Here is a 14,334-nt window from a genome sequence, read left to right on the forward strand (position 1 = left end):
CTATGAATTAGGTCAACCCCTAAGCGAAGGACGATTTATTCCTGGCCAAGTGCTGTTGATCGAACGTGGCACAGCCCGCCTTCTTGGCGAACAAGATGGACGTCTCAGCACCCTCTCCAAACTGGAAGCGGGAGAACTGGTTGGAGCGGCTTCTCTTTTACGAGGATCTCCTTGCGAAGACGTGCGAGCAGCGTCTGAGCTTGTGGTGCGCAGGCTCAGCGACGACATCTTTTTGGATCTAGCTCAAAACAACCCAACCATCAGGGCCGAATGCCTCAGCCATCTATGGACGGCCGAGCTGGCATCGCTTTTACAAGTCCTCCTGAATCGAACACCCAAACAAACTCGATCGCTGAACAGCTGGATTGAAGACCTACTGCCCCAAGCGCAGATCCTCGATGCCGTCGACGCTGATGCAGTCCAAAAGGCACTTGAAGCCAATCAACACCTATTCCTCGCGGGAGACCCCTCTAACAAAGGTGATGCCAAGCTCGACCAGGAGCTCAAAACCCTAGAAGAGGTAGCAGCTGTAGCGACTGAACAACAGAAGCTGCCTTTGAGAATCATTGCTCTGCCTGATGCCGCCATCCATCAACTCAGGGACACCGCTGCTGCGGAACTAGTCCAAAGAGACATTGTCGGCAACGACTTAGAAGACGAGTCCAAAGACAGAGACATCCCCAAGGCACCGCTGAGGCCTCCCGTTAGCCGGTTCAACAGCAGCAAATCAGACGACCGCGACTTTTTCGTCGGCGGAGAGGGACCGTTGCAAGAAACCCTCGCCTGCTTCCAGATGCTGGCAAAGCTGATGAAGCTGCCATTTCGGCGCGACGCGATTGAGAAGGTTCTCCGTGAACAATTAAGCCGTGGCCAGACTCCGACCCTGCGCCTCTGTGGCCAGATCGCAGCAGGTCTTGGCTTGCATGTCTCGGGCGCCAAGGTTGCTGCCCGTTTCGGCACCCGCTTGCAGACACCCACCATGATCCCTTGGCAGGGCGGCTTCGCGCTCGTGACCCGTAGTGATGAACGCGGCGTCGTGCTCGCCTCACCTAGCCAGGGATTCGTTGATCTACCAGCCTCAGCACTGGAAGAAGTCTTCCCAGAAGGCATCGAATTATTGCTGCTCGATCGCACCAATACCACTCCTGAACAAAAGTTTGGCCCAGGTTGGTTCTGGCCGGCGCTAAAGCGCTACCGCACCGTTTTAGTGCAAGTGCTGGCAGCCAGCTTTGTCATTCAGCTCTTCACACTGGCGAATCCGTTGCTGATTCAGGTCATCATCGACAAGGTGATTAATCAGCGCAGCTTGGACACCCTTCAAGTGCTCGGGATCGCCCTGGTTGCAGTGACCATTCTCGAAGGAGTGCTTGGAAGCCTCAAAACGTTCCTCTTCGCTGAAACAACCAATCGCATTGACCAGCGTCTCGGTGCAGAAGTCATCGACCATCTTCTGCGCTTGCCCCTTGGCTATTTCGACAAGCGGCCCGTCGGTGAACTGGGCTCAAGGATCAGCGAGCTGGAGAAGATCCGCAACTTCCTAACTGGCCAAGCCCTCACCACAGTTCTTGATGCTGCTTTCTCAGTGATTTACATCGTGGTGATGCTCTTTTACAGCTGGTTGCTCACCCTTATCGCCCTCGCCGTACTCCCAATTCAGGTAGCGCTCACCCTGCTCGGGGCGCCCCTATTCCGGCGTCAGTATCGAAAAGCGGCAGAAGCCAATGCCAAAACGCAGAGTCACTTAGTAGAGGTGCTCACTGGTATCCAAACGGTGAAGAGTCAGAACGTGGAAATGGTCAGTCGTTATACCTGGCAAGAGCGCTATGCCGAATACATCAGCAGCACCTTCGAGAAAACCATCAGCGGCACAGCACTAAGTCAGACGTCTCAAGTGCTGCAAAAAATTTCTCAGCTGCTGGTGCTTTGGGTCGGCGCCACATTGGTTCTCTCGGGAGAACTCACACTGGGACAATTGATCGCATTCCGGATCATTTCTGGTTACGTCACCCAGCCGCTCTTACGCCTTTCCACCATCTGGCAGAGCATCCAGGAGTTGAAAGTCAGTTTCGAACGTCTCGCTGATGTGATCGATACACCTCAGGAATCCAACGAACTTGATAAGGCCAAAGTTCCGCTTCCTTCTCTTCAGGGAGATGTGAGCTTCGAAAACCTCAGCTTCACATTCAGCAAAAGCTCACCACCTGTGCTGAATGACATTGATTTGCATGTGAAAGCTGGAACCTTCGTTGGAATCGTGGGGCAGAGCGGTAGTGGGAAAAGCACCTTGATGAAATTACTGCCCAGGCTCTATGCACCTGATCAAGGCAGGATCCTGATCGATGGCTACGACATCGACAAAGTGGAGCTTTATTCGCTGCGACGCCAAATTGGCATCGTGCCCCAGGATCCACTTCTGTTCTCAGGAAGCGTGAGTGAAAATATCGCACTCACCCAGCCTGATGTTGCAAGCGACACGATCGTGACGGCTGCCAAGATCGCCTGCGCCCATGAATTCATCATGCAACTGCCAAGTGGTTACTCCACGCCAGTTGGTGAGCGGGGCGCATCACTCAGTGGTGGCCAACGGCAACGGATTGCAATTGCAAGGACCCTGCTCGCCAATCCAAAACTTCTCGTAATGGATGAAGCCACCAGCGCTCTTGACTACGAAACCGAACGCAAGGTTTGCGACAACTTGATCAATGCATTGCATGACTGCAGCGTTTTCTTCATTACCCATCGACTCAGCACCGTGCGCCGGGCAGACCGAATTGTGGTGATGCACCAAGGGGCCGTTGTCGAACAGGGAACCCACGATCAATTGATGGAAAAACGTGGCCGCTACTACGCCCTTTACCGCCAACAGGAGGCGAGCTGAAGATGACAGAACCAAACAAAAAGCTACCCCCAAAGAGCAGTAACACCGGTACCAATCCCATCGGCAATCTGGTCCGCCAAGCCCAGAACAAACTCGAAAGCAGCGTCGGGACTGGCATTCACAACGAAGCTGTCCTCCAGCAAAGTCAGGTTTGGGTCAAAGCGGTGACCTGGAGCTTGATCGGTACAACCGTCTTTTTCATCGGCTGGCTGGGCATTGCCCGTACCGAAGAGGTGGTCGTGGCCACAGGCAAACTCGAACCTGTGGGCAACGTCAAAGAAATAAGGATCCCCGTAGGCGCAGTCGTCGAAGAAATCCTGGTGAAAAGCGGTGAACGTGTGATCAAAGACCAGGCGCTGATTCGCCTTGATCAGGAGAGCACAGCCGAACAGCTGAAGTCTCTCGAACAAGGTGTCAAGGAGAAAACATCCCAAATCCTGCAGAAACAGGAGCAACTCTCCCTAAAAAAAATGGAGCGTAAACGCACGCTGGATCTCAACCGTGAGCAAATTTCAACCACCCGCAACAATTTGGATCTTGAAAGCCAGATTCTTGATCGACTTCAAGGCTTAGCCAGAGAAGGAGCCGCACCTGATATCCAGTACCTGCAGCAACGCAACAAAGTGGCTGGACTAAAGGGAGAGTTAACCCAGTTAAAGCTTGAAGGTGAACGCCAGATCAATCAGATCAATCAACAAATTGAACAATTAAATGCCGAACTGGCTGGACTCCGCAGTGAACGCGCACAGCTCAACGCAAACCTCACCGAAGTAAGAGTAACCAACAAGAATCAAACTCTTCGAGCTCCAGTCAGCGGCATCGTTTTTGACTTAAAGCTGAACAATCCTGGGTATATCTCTCAGGCCCAATCATCCCAGGCCGTATTGAAGGTTGTGCCCTTCAATACGCTAGAAGCTGATGTTGAAATTCCGAGCAACAAAATCGGATTCGTGCGCATTGGGCAACAAGCTGATATCAGCATTGACTCCTTCCCTGCAAGCGATTTTGGAGTGCTGGAGGGGAAAGTCCTTTCCGTGGGGTCAGATGCTCTCCCACCTGATCAACAACAAATGCGTCAGGGATATTCCTACCCTGCCGTAATTAAACTAGACAGCCAACAACTTAAGATTAAAAACGGCAAGACACTACCACTACAAGTTGGAATGTCTCTCACAGCAAATATCAAATTACGCAGCGTTAGCTATCTGCAACTTCTTCTGAATACGTTTCGAAGCAAAACCGATTCCTTGAGAGAGCTCTAAGACATCAAAGCTTCACGGCTTCCTGCTGACGCGTCTCAGCTTTCCAAACTCTCCAGCGCAACTCCACCCCATTGGGAAGATCCACCACAACCGGCCAAGACGCGTTGTAGGGAATCAAATAGGGCTGCTTACCAAGGGACAAGAAAGATTTGCCTTTTTCTTGTTCCGAATTGCAAGCCATGCGCGTACTCAACACAAGCACTGGCCCACTCACTTCAAACAAGGCCTTTCCAGAGGCTTGAGGGAGTCGCTGCATTGATAAGGACGGACCCGACAAGCGTTTCAGATTGCAGTCCATCTCCACCTCCTTCCCCACGATCAACTGGACGCGCCAATCGAGTGGATGGGCTGAAATCATCGGGTCATTACTCTTCGGGAGAAGGCCCGAGGGCTGAATCACCCAACGCTTCAGACCTGGCTTAGGTGCTGGATAACCACTCAGATCAAGACGGGGAATCGCAACAGCAGGGGCTGAAGCAGCAACCATCAGCAGAGGCAATACCAGCCTCAAGAATCCCAGGCCCATGGTCATACCCCTACGGCAACAGAATGCAAGCATGACCGATTCCACCGCGATTGCCCTGCTCTCGGGAGGGCTTGATTCCGCAACGGCTGCTGCTTTGGCCATCCAGTCAGGCTTTCGCGTGATTGGCCTCTCTTTTGATTACGGCCAGCGCCATCGCAGGGAGCTTGATGCCGCCGTAGAGATCGCTAAGGCTCTGAACCTGGCTGAACATCACACCATCAACGTGAATTTGGCGATGTGGGGAGGCTCCTCACTCACCGATCACGCCCAAACCCTCCCTACTAGCGGCGTTGAGACGAGCATCATCCCGAACACGTATGTCCCAGGGCGAAACACCGTGTTCATTGCGATCGGACTCAGCCTCGCCGAAGCGCGGGGTGCCGATCGACTCGTGCTGGGGGTGAATGCCGTGGACTACTCGGGCTATCCCGACTGCCGGCCCGATTATCTAGAGGCATTTCAGGATCTCGCTAACCTCAGCAGCCGCGCTGGACGTGAAGGCCATGGTCCAACACTGTGGGCACCACTTGTGGAGTGGAGTAAACAGAAAATTGCAGAAGAAGCACTACATCTAGGGGTTCCCATCGAACGCACCTGGAGTTGCTACAGCGGAGGCGACGTGCCCTGTGGGGTCTGCGACAGCTGCCGCATCCGTGATGAAGCGTTGCTCGCCGCCGGACGGCCAGACCTATGCAGCCCAGGCCGTCCATGAACTCCAATCAAACCGGCAGCCAAAAACTGATTCGCAGCAAGCATCCCTGGATCGAACCGGATTCAGTCGCACAAGCGCTAGCCGAAGAGCATGGCGAGGCTGGCTTGATTTGGCTGGACGGGGATGCCAGCGACCTGGGGCGTTGGCTCACCTTGGCAGCTGAGCCTCTCGAGCAACGCTGTTGCCGAGGATTGCCAGGGGAGGTTGGAGCCACCAATCCATTTGAAGCTCTGCGCTCGCTCGATCCGGGGCACTGGACGGGCTGGCTTAGTTACGACGCCGCCGCCTGGCTCGAACCCACAAATTCCTGGCGAAGCGATGCCATGGCGAGTCTTTGGATCGGGCGGCACGACCCCGTTTTGCGCTTTGACCTACAACAACGGGAGGTGTGGATTGAGGGGCGTGATGCCAAACGCCATGCCGAAATGGAGCGCTGGATACTGGGACGACGTGACCAATTCAACCGAAGCCCGAAAGCACTCCCCAACCCCAAACCCCTGCATACAGCTTGGGTACGCCACAGCGACAGGCAGGCTTATGCCAAGGGCGTTGAGCGAATTCGCGAGCTGATCGGGATGGGAGATCTCTTTCAAGCCAATCTCACCAGTTGCTCCAGCACAACGTTGCAGGAATCGGTCAACAATCTGGAGCTCTTTCGGCGCTTGCGTCGAGCCTGCCCGGCACCCTTTGCGGGTCTCGTCGTTGCCAGCGGTGAAGCCAATGGCGAAGCCCTCCTATCCACATCGCCGGAACGCTTCATGGAAGTGCTGCCCAATGGTGCTGTTCAAACAAGGCCGATCAAGGGAACGCGCCCTCGAGATTCGGATCCACAACGGGATGCTGATCAAGCCGCTGCACTGGTTTGCAGCGAAAAAGACCGTGCCGAAAACGTGATGATCGTCGACTTGCTACGCAATGACCTTGGCAGGGTCTGCATCCCTGGCAGCGTCGATGTTCCTCAACTGGTCCATCTCGAAAGCTACGCCCGCGTCCACCACCTCACCTCGGTCGTGAACGGCCAACTCAAGGACGGACTGAACTGGGTGGATCTACTGGAAGCGAGCTGGCCAGGGGGTTCAATTAGTGGCGCACCAAAACTGAGAGCGTGCCAACGGCTTCAGGAACTAGAACCCAAAGGTCGAGGTCCCTACTGCGGCTCTTTGCTGACGCTGAATTGGGATGGGCGTTTTGACAGCAATATTTTGATTCGCACCGTTTTGCGCAAAAACAATGAGCTTCTGGTGCATGCAGGCTGCGGAATCGTTGCCGACTCGGATCCTCAAGCAGAAGCCGACGAACTGGACTGGAAACTGCTGCCACTTTTAGAGGCACTGGAGTGACAGCATCTCAGCCACAACACGCCATCGCCTGGATCAACGGAACGTGGGGACGGCCTGAAGAGCTAAAGCTGCCACTCAGCGACAGAGGGCTACAGCTCGCCGATGGCCTGTTCGAAACGGTCCTTATTCATCACCAACGTGCCTTCTTATTAGACGCACACCTCTGTCGATGGGAGCAAAGTTGTGAACTATTAGGAATGGCATCACCTCCTACAAGGCCCTGGTTGGATCCATTGATTCAAGAAGCGATCGAACGACTTGGACTCGAACAGAGGGCAGGGGCGCTGCGCCTGAACTGGAGTCGAGGCGATGGAAGCAAACGAGGGATTGGGCTCGATCACAACTCAGCCGACCCCTCCAGGCATCGCTTTTGGATGACATTGCAAACTCATACGCCAACGTTCGAGTCCGTTCGCACATGGATCAGTCGTCATGAATATCGGCAAGCATCAAGCCTGATGAGCCGATGCAAAACCTTTTCCTATGGACAAGCGATTCAAGTGCGCCGGGAGGCTCAACAGAGGGGAGCTGAGGATGGATTGATGCTCAGCACCAATGGCACTCTGTGCTGCGGAAGCAGCGCCAATCTTGTGATCGAACGCCATGGCCAGTGGCTCACACCACCCTTAAGCGATGGCTGCCTACCTGGAGTGATGAGGGGTGAAGCCCTCAAGCAGGGACTGGTGCAAGAGCAATCGCTTGCAGCAGAACCGCAACCGGATGACCAATGGTTATTAATCAACAGTCTTGGCTGCAGGACGATCAGCCAAGTGAATGGCAAACCACTCACAAACAGAGGGAATGGAGAAGCCCTCTGGAGATCCTTAGTGCCATCTCATTCTGAGAAATCATTGCCATCCTGAGCCCAACAGGACCAATCGGCGTAATGGAATTACGGCGTGACTTAAGCCTCACAAGCCTCACCCTGACCGTCGTCACCGGAACCATTGGCTCGGGATGGTTGTTTGCCTCCTATTACGCCGCCCGCATCGCTGGACCCGCCAGCCTGCCTGCATGGCTCTTGGGCGGTTCGATTTCCTTCCTTCTCGCTCTGGTGTTTGCGGAGTTGGGCTCACTCATCAACAGTTCCGGGGCACTAGCCCAGGTTCCACTCCTCAGTCATGGACGCCTGTCTGGCTTCATCGGTGGCTGGAGCATCTGGATCAGCTACCTGTGCGTCCCAACCATCGAGCTGTTAGCAATGCTCGATTATCTCGACAGCAGTCTTCCCTGGCTCACGCAGGATCGGAACGGCACGCAAATTCTTAGCGGAGCCGGTCTGGCTGTCGCCATCGTGTTGATGGTGTTTTTCACCTGGATCAACCTCAACGGCGTTAAGGGGCTGGCCCGCTGGATCAACAACCTCACCATCTGGAAGTTGATCGTGCCCCTCCTTGTCGCGAGTGTGTTGATGCTGCTCAGTCAGCACTGGGGGAACCTGAGTATCCCGGTCACGATCGCCAGCGATCCAGCTGCAATCAAAGCTGACACCGGTACGGAACTTGTGAATGCCGTAGGAAGCGGAGGCATCCTGTTTTGCCTCCTTGGCTTTCGTACAGCCGTTGACCTCGCTGGAGAAGCGCGCAACCCCCAACGCAATGTGCCGCTAGCCATGGGACTAGGGCTAGGGATCAGCCTGCTGATTTACCTGGTTCTGCAATGGTCCTTCCTGGTGAGCGTGCCACCAGAAGCCCTACAACAAGGATGGTCCCAACTCAGCCTCAGCCAACATGGCGGCCCGCTCGCAGCCATTGCCCTTGGCCTTGGGCTCGGCTGGATGGTGGTGCTCCTACTCATCGACGCCGCACTCTCCCCCAGCACAACGGCGATGGCCTATTTAGGGGTCTCGGCTCGAGTGAGCTGGATGATGGGGCGCTGCAAACTGCTCCCTGAGTCCCTGGGTCGGGTCAATCGACATGGAGTACCGGATATCGCTGTTATCAGCAGCTTGATCTTGGGATGCGCCCTGTTCTTCATTGGCCCAGGCTGGCAACAGGTTGTGGCTTTTCTCACGGCAGCCCAGATGATCGCTCTAGCCATGGGACCAGCAAGTTTGTTGGCCCTACGCCAACAACTCCCCAAGGAGCGAGAACATTTTCGGATTCCTTGTCCCACCACACTCAGTGCCCTGGCTTTCGTGATGGCGACATGGGCGGCGAACTGGTGCGGACGCACAGCGTTGGAGGGAGCGGTGCTCGCCATCGGAATCCCAAGCCTGCTGTTTGCACTTCACAACTGGAGAAAACGCCAACCCATTGAAACCAAAGCAGGGCTTTGGTGGGGTCTCTATCTAGGACTTCTTGTATTAGATATGGAGTTATTCAGCAAGGGACGACCCTTCGAGCTCTCGAACCTGACCCATCTCGCAGTGTTAGCGGGAATGGCACTTTTGGTGCTGCCGATCGCGGTCAGCACCGCTTTGCCTGAAGTATCACCCCATGCACTCACACACTTAGGAAACGATCGACAACCTGCTGACTGAGCTCTGACGTAGAGCCACTGGCCACAATTCCACCTCGCTGCATGGCGTAGTAACGATCTGCCTGGCGAACAAAATGCAAATGCTGCTCCACAAGCAATACACCAATCCCTTTTTCAGCAATAATTCGTTGAACGGCAGCCTCAATATCCTGCACAATATTGGGTTGAATACCCTCTGTGGGCTCATCAAGAAGCAACAATTTAGGCTGACCTAAAAGTGCACGAGCAATGGCAAGCTGCTGCTGCTGACCACCAGAAAGATCACCACCTTTACGTGAAAGAAACTCCTGGAGAATTGGGAAAAGTTCATAAACGAAAGGGTCGATGCGACGATTTCGCGCAAGACCTCCCGGAAGGGCCTCCATCCCCAACATCAAATTCTCTTCGACAGTCAATTGAGGGATGATTTCTCTGCCCTGAGGTACATAACCGATTCCTGACCTTGCTCTCCGATGAGGAGGCTGACGCTCCATTCCCTGGCCTTCGAAGACAATCTCACCGGACCGTGGCTTAAGCAAACCGATCAGAGACTTTAGGAGAGTGGTCTTACCCACACCATTCCGGCCAATCAGACAGACCATTTCCCCGGCACGAACTCTGAGGTCCACATCTCGAAGAATGTGGCTCTCGCCGTAATAAGTATTAAGGCCTCGAATTTCGAGCATTGTCATAGAGCGTCGTCCTCCGTCGTTCCCAAATAAACTTCAATCACGCGGGGATCCTGTTGCACTTGGTCCATCGATCCCTCACAAAGAACATGGCCCTGATGCAACACCGTCACAGGGCTATCAAGACGACGAATGAATTCCATATCGTGCTCAATCACTAAGACAGTGTGGTCACCAGCTAAAGACTTCAGCAAGTCAGCCGTAAGATCAGTTTCTTCATCCGTCAGACCAGCAACCGGTTCATCAACCAGCAAGAGGTCTGGGTCCTGGCCAACCAACATCGCAATTTCCAACCACTGCTTCTGTCCATGAGACAGAGATCCTGCTCTCCAGTCGGCACGAGACTGAAGATTAACAATGTTCATTAAATGATGAATTTGGTCGCGCTGCTCAGCACGAATGCGACCAAACAGCAAAGACCAAGGCTGTTTAGACCGACTAACAGCCAATGCCAAGTTGTCCTGGACAGTTAAATCTTCAAACACTCGAGGGCTTTGGAATTTTCGTCCTATTCCAAGTCGAGCAATGCGGTGTTCTGGGATTCCAACCAGAGAGCGACCTTTGAAGAGCACGCCTCCTGAGCTAGGCGCAACCTTTCCAGTGATGACATCTAGAAACGTGGTCTTCCCAGCACCATTGGGACCAATTACCGCCCGCAGTTCTCCAGGTCGCAAGCTGAGATTAAGGTCACGAAGGGCAAGAAAACCATCGAAACTAACCGTGATGTCAGTGAGCTCCAGCAGTGGGCTGGATCCAGAAACGACTCTGCTCATGACTGCACCTCCTCATTGCCATCAACTTCAAGTTGTGGATAAGTACCGATGGGGCGAGAAAAGCCCACACGAGACATCAGATTTCTTGGACCTGCTCCACGGAACCAACCAATCACACCTTCCGGCAATGCCGTTACCACAAGGATGAACAAACCACCTTGAATAAAAAGCCAGGTTTCTGGCAAAGCCTCACTCACCAAACTTTTGGCATACATGATTGAAACGGATCCAAGAATCGCTCCTACTAATGTTCCACGACCACCAACAGCAACCCAAATCACCATTTCAATCGAAAACGGTACAGTCATAAACTGTGGCGAAACAATACCTGATTGCACTGTGTAGAGCGCACCACCAATACCCGCTAAGCCCCCAGCGATTGCAAACACAATGGTTTTAAACAACGTTGGGTTGTAACCCGTAAAGCGGAGCCTTGGTTCATCATCACGGATTGCAATCAGAACATTTCCAAAGCGATCACGAACAACCCAACGTAAAAATATCCACACCAAGATCACAATGACAGCAGTCAACCAAAAGAAACCGCGTTGCATCTCTGGCGAGCCCAATTCGAGCTGACCAAACAACACAGTGACATCGGTTTTGAGACCATTGGTGCCATTGATTAATTTTTGCTGACCATTGAAGAAATTGAAAAAGACCAACAGAGCAGCCTGGGTCAGAATCGAAAAATAAACCCCCTTAATCCGATTACGAAATACCAAGTTCCCTAACACACCTGCGAGCAACGCAGGGATCAGCCAAATTGCAATGAGCGTAAACAAAGGCGATCGAAAGGGCTCCCAAAATAAAGGCAACCGATCAACCCCATAAAGACTGAAAAATTCCGGAATAGAGTTGGGCATATCGATAGAACTCCTAAGTTGGAGATACATCGCAGCGGCATAACCTCCAAGCGCAAAGAAAATTCCCTGTCCAAGACTAAGAAGTCCGGTAAAGCCCCAAATCAAATCAATCCCAAGCGCCACAATCGCTAGAGATAAAAAGCGACCCAGCAGGTTCAAGCGAAAAACAGGCAGAACCGATGGTGCAGCAACGATTGCCGCAATGATCAACACCCAAACTGTCACGAAGAGCCAGGGGCGTTGTTGAAAGGAACGCAACATCAGTTCAAGCCTCCACCATGCGGCCTTTTTGCGGGAACAAACCTGCAGGACGGAACTGAAGGAACACCACAATCAGAGCAAACACCATGACCTGAGCCATGCTCGTGGTCGCAAAAAATTCAACACCGCTAGCCAGTGGTCCAGGCATATCGGGCCAAATCGTGAGCAGACGCCCTGCTCCAATGAGATCGGTTAACAAGCCGATCGCAAATGAGGCCAGCACGGTACCCAGCAGATTGCCAACACCACCGAGCACCACAACCATGAAACAGCCGACGATGTAAGACGTGCCAACGTTGGGGCCCACCGAACCCAGCAACGACACGGCAACTCCCGCCACCCCGGCCAAACCTGAACCAATCCCAAAAGTGAGGACATCAACCGTGTCTGTGGGAATCCCAAGGCAATCGCTCATCGAACGGTTTTGCGTGACGGCCCTGATCCGGACCCCCCAAACACTGCGGTTGAGGAACCAGATCACCCCAACGACTGCGATGAAGGTCATCACAATGATCACAAGGCGTGGGACGGGAAAGGTGAGATCCATCCACTCCAGACCTCCGCGCATCCACTTCGGAGCGGTGACATCCACATTGCGGGATGTCGCCCTTGCAATACGACTGATTTGTGAGGCCAATCCACCAGCGCACAACACACCAATGAGAGCAGACACAGCCCAACCACCGGATCGCACAAGCCGAGATTGACGTCCCTCCAATAGAGGAGTCGGAAGAAACAACGGAAGACTGAATCCGAGCACTAAAAACACAACCATTCCAGCCGCATAAGCAAGCGGAACGCTGCGCACAAACTGCTGGAGGATCAAACTGACTCCCCACGTGGCCAGCAAAGTCTCAAGTGGGTTGCCATACAAACGTCGTATGACTGTGCGCTCAAGCAAAATCCCAATCACACCGCTTACAGCAAAGGCGCATGGAATAGCAACCAGCACGTAGGCGTTGTAAACCGGCGCAAGAAAGGGAAGTTTGAAAATGAGCTGTACCACATACGTGGTGTAGGCACCAAGCATGATTAATTCGCCATGAGCGAGATTGATCACACCCATCAAGCCAAACACAATTGCCAGTCCAAGGGCAGCCATTAGCAATACAGAGCCAATGGCCACACCGTTAAACAGGCTTTCGAAAAGCAGTTCCACGGGGGGTCTAGTAAGCGAAACAAATAAAAAGAGGAGCCCCCAAGGGGCCCCTCCAACAGCTACCCATTAATGGATGGGGCTATTCGTGATCAGAGCTTGTACTTCTCTCCCTTGCTGGGGTCAGACCAATCGCAAGCAAAGCCCTTCGACGTGGGCTCAAACTGGTTCCATGTCTGAGGATCAATTGGATAATCAGACTCTTCTACAATCTTAAATTGACCGTCTGAAGTGATCTCACCAATCCGAACGATTTGAGAGATGTGGTGATTCGGACGAACCTCAATTGGGCCTTGAGGAGCATCGAATTTGATGCCAATCAGAGCCTCACGTACTTTGTCATCATCGAAAGTACCTGCTTTCTCAACTGCCTTTTTCCATAGATAGACCATGTTGTACGCAGACTCTTGAGGGTCAGCAACTACTCGGTCATCTCCATACTTGGCCTTAAAGTCGGCAGCAAACTTCTTAGAGGCCGGTGTATCAATGGACATCATGTAGTTCCAGGCTCCATAGTGACCCTCAAGAAACTCTGGCCCAATCGTGCTGATTTCCTCCTCAGCAATTGAGTAGCTCATAACATAATAGCCATTCTCAGGGGTAATCCCTGCATCCTGGATCTGCTTGAAGAAGGCAACATTTTGGTCGCCATTCAAGGTGTTGATAATGACCCCACCATCAGGAAGAGCAGCCTTGATCTTGGCAATGATCGGGGCGACCTCGGTGTTACCAAGAGGCAAGTAGTCTTCACCAACGACTTCTCCACCAAGAGACTTCACTTGCTCTTTGGTGATGGTGTTGGACGTACGAGGGAATACGTAGTCGGAACCCACTAAATAGAAAGGCTTTCCGGCAGCAGGCGACTTCTCGAACATGTAGCTGGTCGCCGGCTCAGACTGCTGATTAGGAGTAGCGCCGGTGTAAAAAATATTTTTCGAGCACTCCTGCCCTTCGTACTGAATCGGGTAGTAGAGGAAAGCTTCCTTAGACTCGTAAACCGGAAGCATGGCCTTACGACTGGCAGAAGTCCAGCCTCCAAAAACTACAGGAACTTTGTCCTGGTCGATGAGTTTTTTGGACTTCTCCGCGAAAGTTGGCCAATCAGAGGCACCATCTTCAACGATATATTCGATTTTGTACTTCTTGCCGTCTACCTCAACACCGCCAGCTGCATTGATTTCATCAATGGCCATCTTTTCCGTATCCACCAAAGTGGACTCGGAGATCGCCATCGTTCCCGTCAGGGAATGCAGGATGCCAACAGTGACGCTGTCGTCATACTCAACGCTGGAGGCCTTCTCATCGCCACCGCCGCAAGCAGTGACGGCCAGACCCAGCGACGCTGCGGCCATGCCGGCAAATAGACGCTTGGACAATGATGAGCTCATGAGTTCCAAAAACAAGTGAAACG

General features: G+C 53.2%; 12 protein-coding genes. 6 read left to right on the top strand and 6 right to left on the bottom strand.

The annotated features are described in order from the left end of the window. Positions 1-49 precede the first annotated feature (49 nt). Positions 50-2,878 (top strand): peptidase domain-containing ABC transporter, encoded by a 2,829-nt coding sequence (locus SIC18_RS02520; protein WP_413430081.1) that lies wholly within the window; start codon positions 50-52, stop codon positions 2,876-2,878. 2 nt (positions 2,879-2,880) lie between these two features. After that, a complete protein-coding gene (locus SIC18_RS02525) occupies positions 2,881-4,140 on the top strand; it encodes an HlyD family secretion protein (RefSeq protein ID WP_048347536.1) in 1,260 nt (419 codons plus the stop codon). A gap of 4 nt (positions 4,141-4,144) precedes the next feature. Here the strand turns inward: SIC18_RS02525 and SIC18_RS02530 are convergent, their stop codons facing one another. Further along, on the bottom strand, positions 4,145-4,666 hold the full coding sequence (locus SIC18_RS02530) for an ecotin family protein (protein WP_413430489.1): 522 nt from the start codon (positions 4,664-4,666) through the stop codon (positions 4,145-4,147). Between the two features lie 31 nt (positions 4,667-4,697). On the opposite strand from SIC18_RS02530, the gene queC reads away from it, so the two are divergent. The 4 genes from queC to SIC18_RS02550 are packed head-to-tail and all read left to right on the top strand — an operon-like array spanning position 4,698 to position 9,200. Beyond that, positions 4,698-5,378, top strand: coding sequence for a 7-cyano-7-deazaguanine synthase QueC (queC, locus tag SIC18_RS02535; RefSeq protein WP_413430082.1), 681 nt, complete (start codon positions 4,698-4,700; stop codon positions 5,376-5,378). Next, positions 5,357-6,718 (top strand): anthranilate synthase component I family protein, encoded by a 1,362-nt coding sequence (locus SIC18_RS02540; protein WP_413430083.1) that lies wholly within the window; start codon positions 5,357-5,359, stop codon positions 6,716-6,718. Before queC ends, SIC18_RS02540 begins: the two co-directional genes overlap by 22 nt. Further along, positions 6,715-7,581 carry an aminotransferase class IV gene (locus tag SIC18_RS02545; RefSeq protein WP_413430084.1) on the top strand — a complete coding sequence of 289 codons (867 nt, stop codon included), beginning with the start codon at positions 6,715-6,717 and terminating at the stop codon, positions 7,579-7,581. Before SIC18_RS02540 ends, SIC18_RS02545 begins: the two co-directional genes overlap by 4 nt. Before the next feature lie 23 nt (positions 7,582-7,604). Next, positions 7,605-9,200 (top strand): APC family permease, encoded by a 1,596-nt coding sequence (locus tag SIC18_RS02550; RefSeq protein ID WP_048347539.1) that lies wholly within the window; start codon positions 7,605-7,607, stop codon positions 9,198-9,200. Here SIC18_RS02550 and urtE read toward each other — a convergent pair. The 5 genes from urtE to urtA form a co-directional block, all read right to left on the bottom strand. Beyond that, positions 9,163-9,870 carry an urea ABC transporter ATP-binding subunit UrtE gene (gene urtE, locus SIC18_RS02555; RefSeq protein WP_413430085.1) on the bottom strand — a complete coding sequence of 236 codons (708 nt, stop codon included), beginning with the start codon at positions 9,868-9,870 and terminating at the stop codon, positions 9,163-9,165. The two genes, SIC18_RS02550 and urtE, sit on opposite strands and share 38 nt — an antisense overlap. Next, on the bottom strand, positions 9,867-10,640 hold the full coding sequence (gene urtD / locus SIC18_RS02560; protein WP_413430086.1) for an urea ABC transporter ATP-binding protein UrtD: 774 nt from the start codon (positions 10,638-10,640) through the stop codon (positions 9,867-9,869). Before urtD ends, urtE begins: the two co-directional genes overlap by 4 nt. After that, positions 10,637-11,767, bottom strand: coding sequence for an urea ABC transporter permease subunit UrtC (urtC, locus tag SIC18_RS02565; protein WP_413430087.1), 1,131 nt, complete (start codon positions 11,765-11,767; stop codon positions 10,637-10,639). The genes urtD and urtC overlap by 4 nt, the downstream gene beginning before the upstream one ends. Positions 11,768-11,771: 4 nt before the next feature. Next, positions 11,772-12,926 (bottom strand): ABC transporter permease subunit, encoded by a 1,155-nt coding sequence (locus tag SIC18_RS02570; RefSeq protein ID WP_011620758.1) that lies wholly within the window; start codon positions 12,924-12,926, stop codon positions 11,772-11,774. 89 nt (positions 12,927-13,015) lie between these two features. Next, a complete protein-coding gene (gene urtA, locus SIC18_RS02575; RefSeq protein WP_041427153.1) occupies positions 13,016-14,311 on the bottom strand; it encodes an urea ABC transporter substrate-binding protein in 1,296 nt (431 codons plus the stop codon). Positions 14,312-14,334: the final 23 nt, after the last annotated feature.

It is taken from the genome of Synechococcus sp. Cu2B8-bc1011 (assembly GCF_047302735.1).
Taxonomy (GTDB): Bacteria; Cyanobacteriota; Cyanobacteriia; order PCC-6307; family Cyanobiaceae; genus Synechococcus_C.

Excerpts from the sequence above, each read along its gene's own strand:
- queC (WP_413430082.1), top strand. The coding sequence starts at position 4,698 with ATGACCGATTCCACCGCGATTGCCCTGCTCTCGGGAGGGCTTGATTCC.
- urtC (WP_413430087.1), bottom strand. The coding sequence starts at position 11,767 with ATGTTGCGTTCCTTTCAACAACGCCCCTGGCTCTTCGTGACAGTTTGG.
- SIC18_RS02525 (WP_048347536.1), top strand. The coding sequence starts at position 2,881 with ATGACAGAACCAAACAAAAAGCTACCCCCAAAGAGCAGTAACACCGGT.
- SIC18_RS02550 (WP_048347539.1), top strand. The coding sequence starts at position 7,605 with ATGGAATTACGGCGTGACTTAAGCCTCACAAGCCTCACCCTGACCGTC.
- urtE (WP_413430085.1), bottom strand. The coding sequence starts at position 9,870 with ATGACAATGCTCGAAATTCGAGGCCTTAATACTTATTACGGCGAGAGC.
- urtD (WP_413430086.1), bottom strand. The coding sequence starts at position 10,640 with ATGAGCAGAGTCGTTTCTGGATCCAGCCCACTGCTGGAGCTCACTGAC.
- SIC18_RS02540 (WP_413430083.1), top strand. The coding sequence starts at position 5,357 with ATGCAGCCCAGGCCGTCCATGAACTCCAATCAAACCGGCAGCCAAAAA.
- urtA (WP_041427153.1), bottom strand. The coding sequence starts at position 14,311 with ATGAGCTCATCATTGTCCAAGCGTCTATTTGCCGGCATGGCCGCAGCG.
- SIC18_RS02530 (WP_413430489.1), bottom strand. The coding sequence starts at position 4,666 with ATGGGCCTGGGATTCTTGAGGCTGGTATTGCCTCTGCTGATGGTTGCT.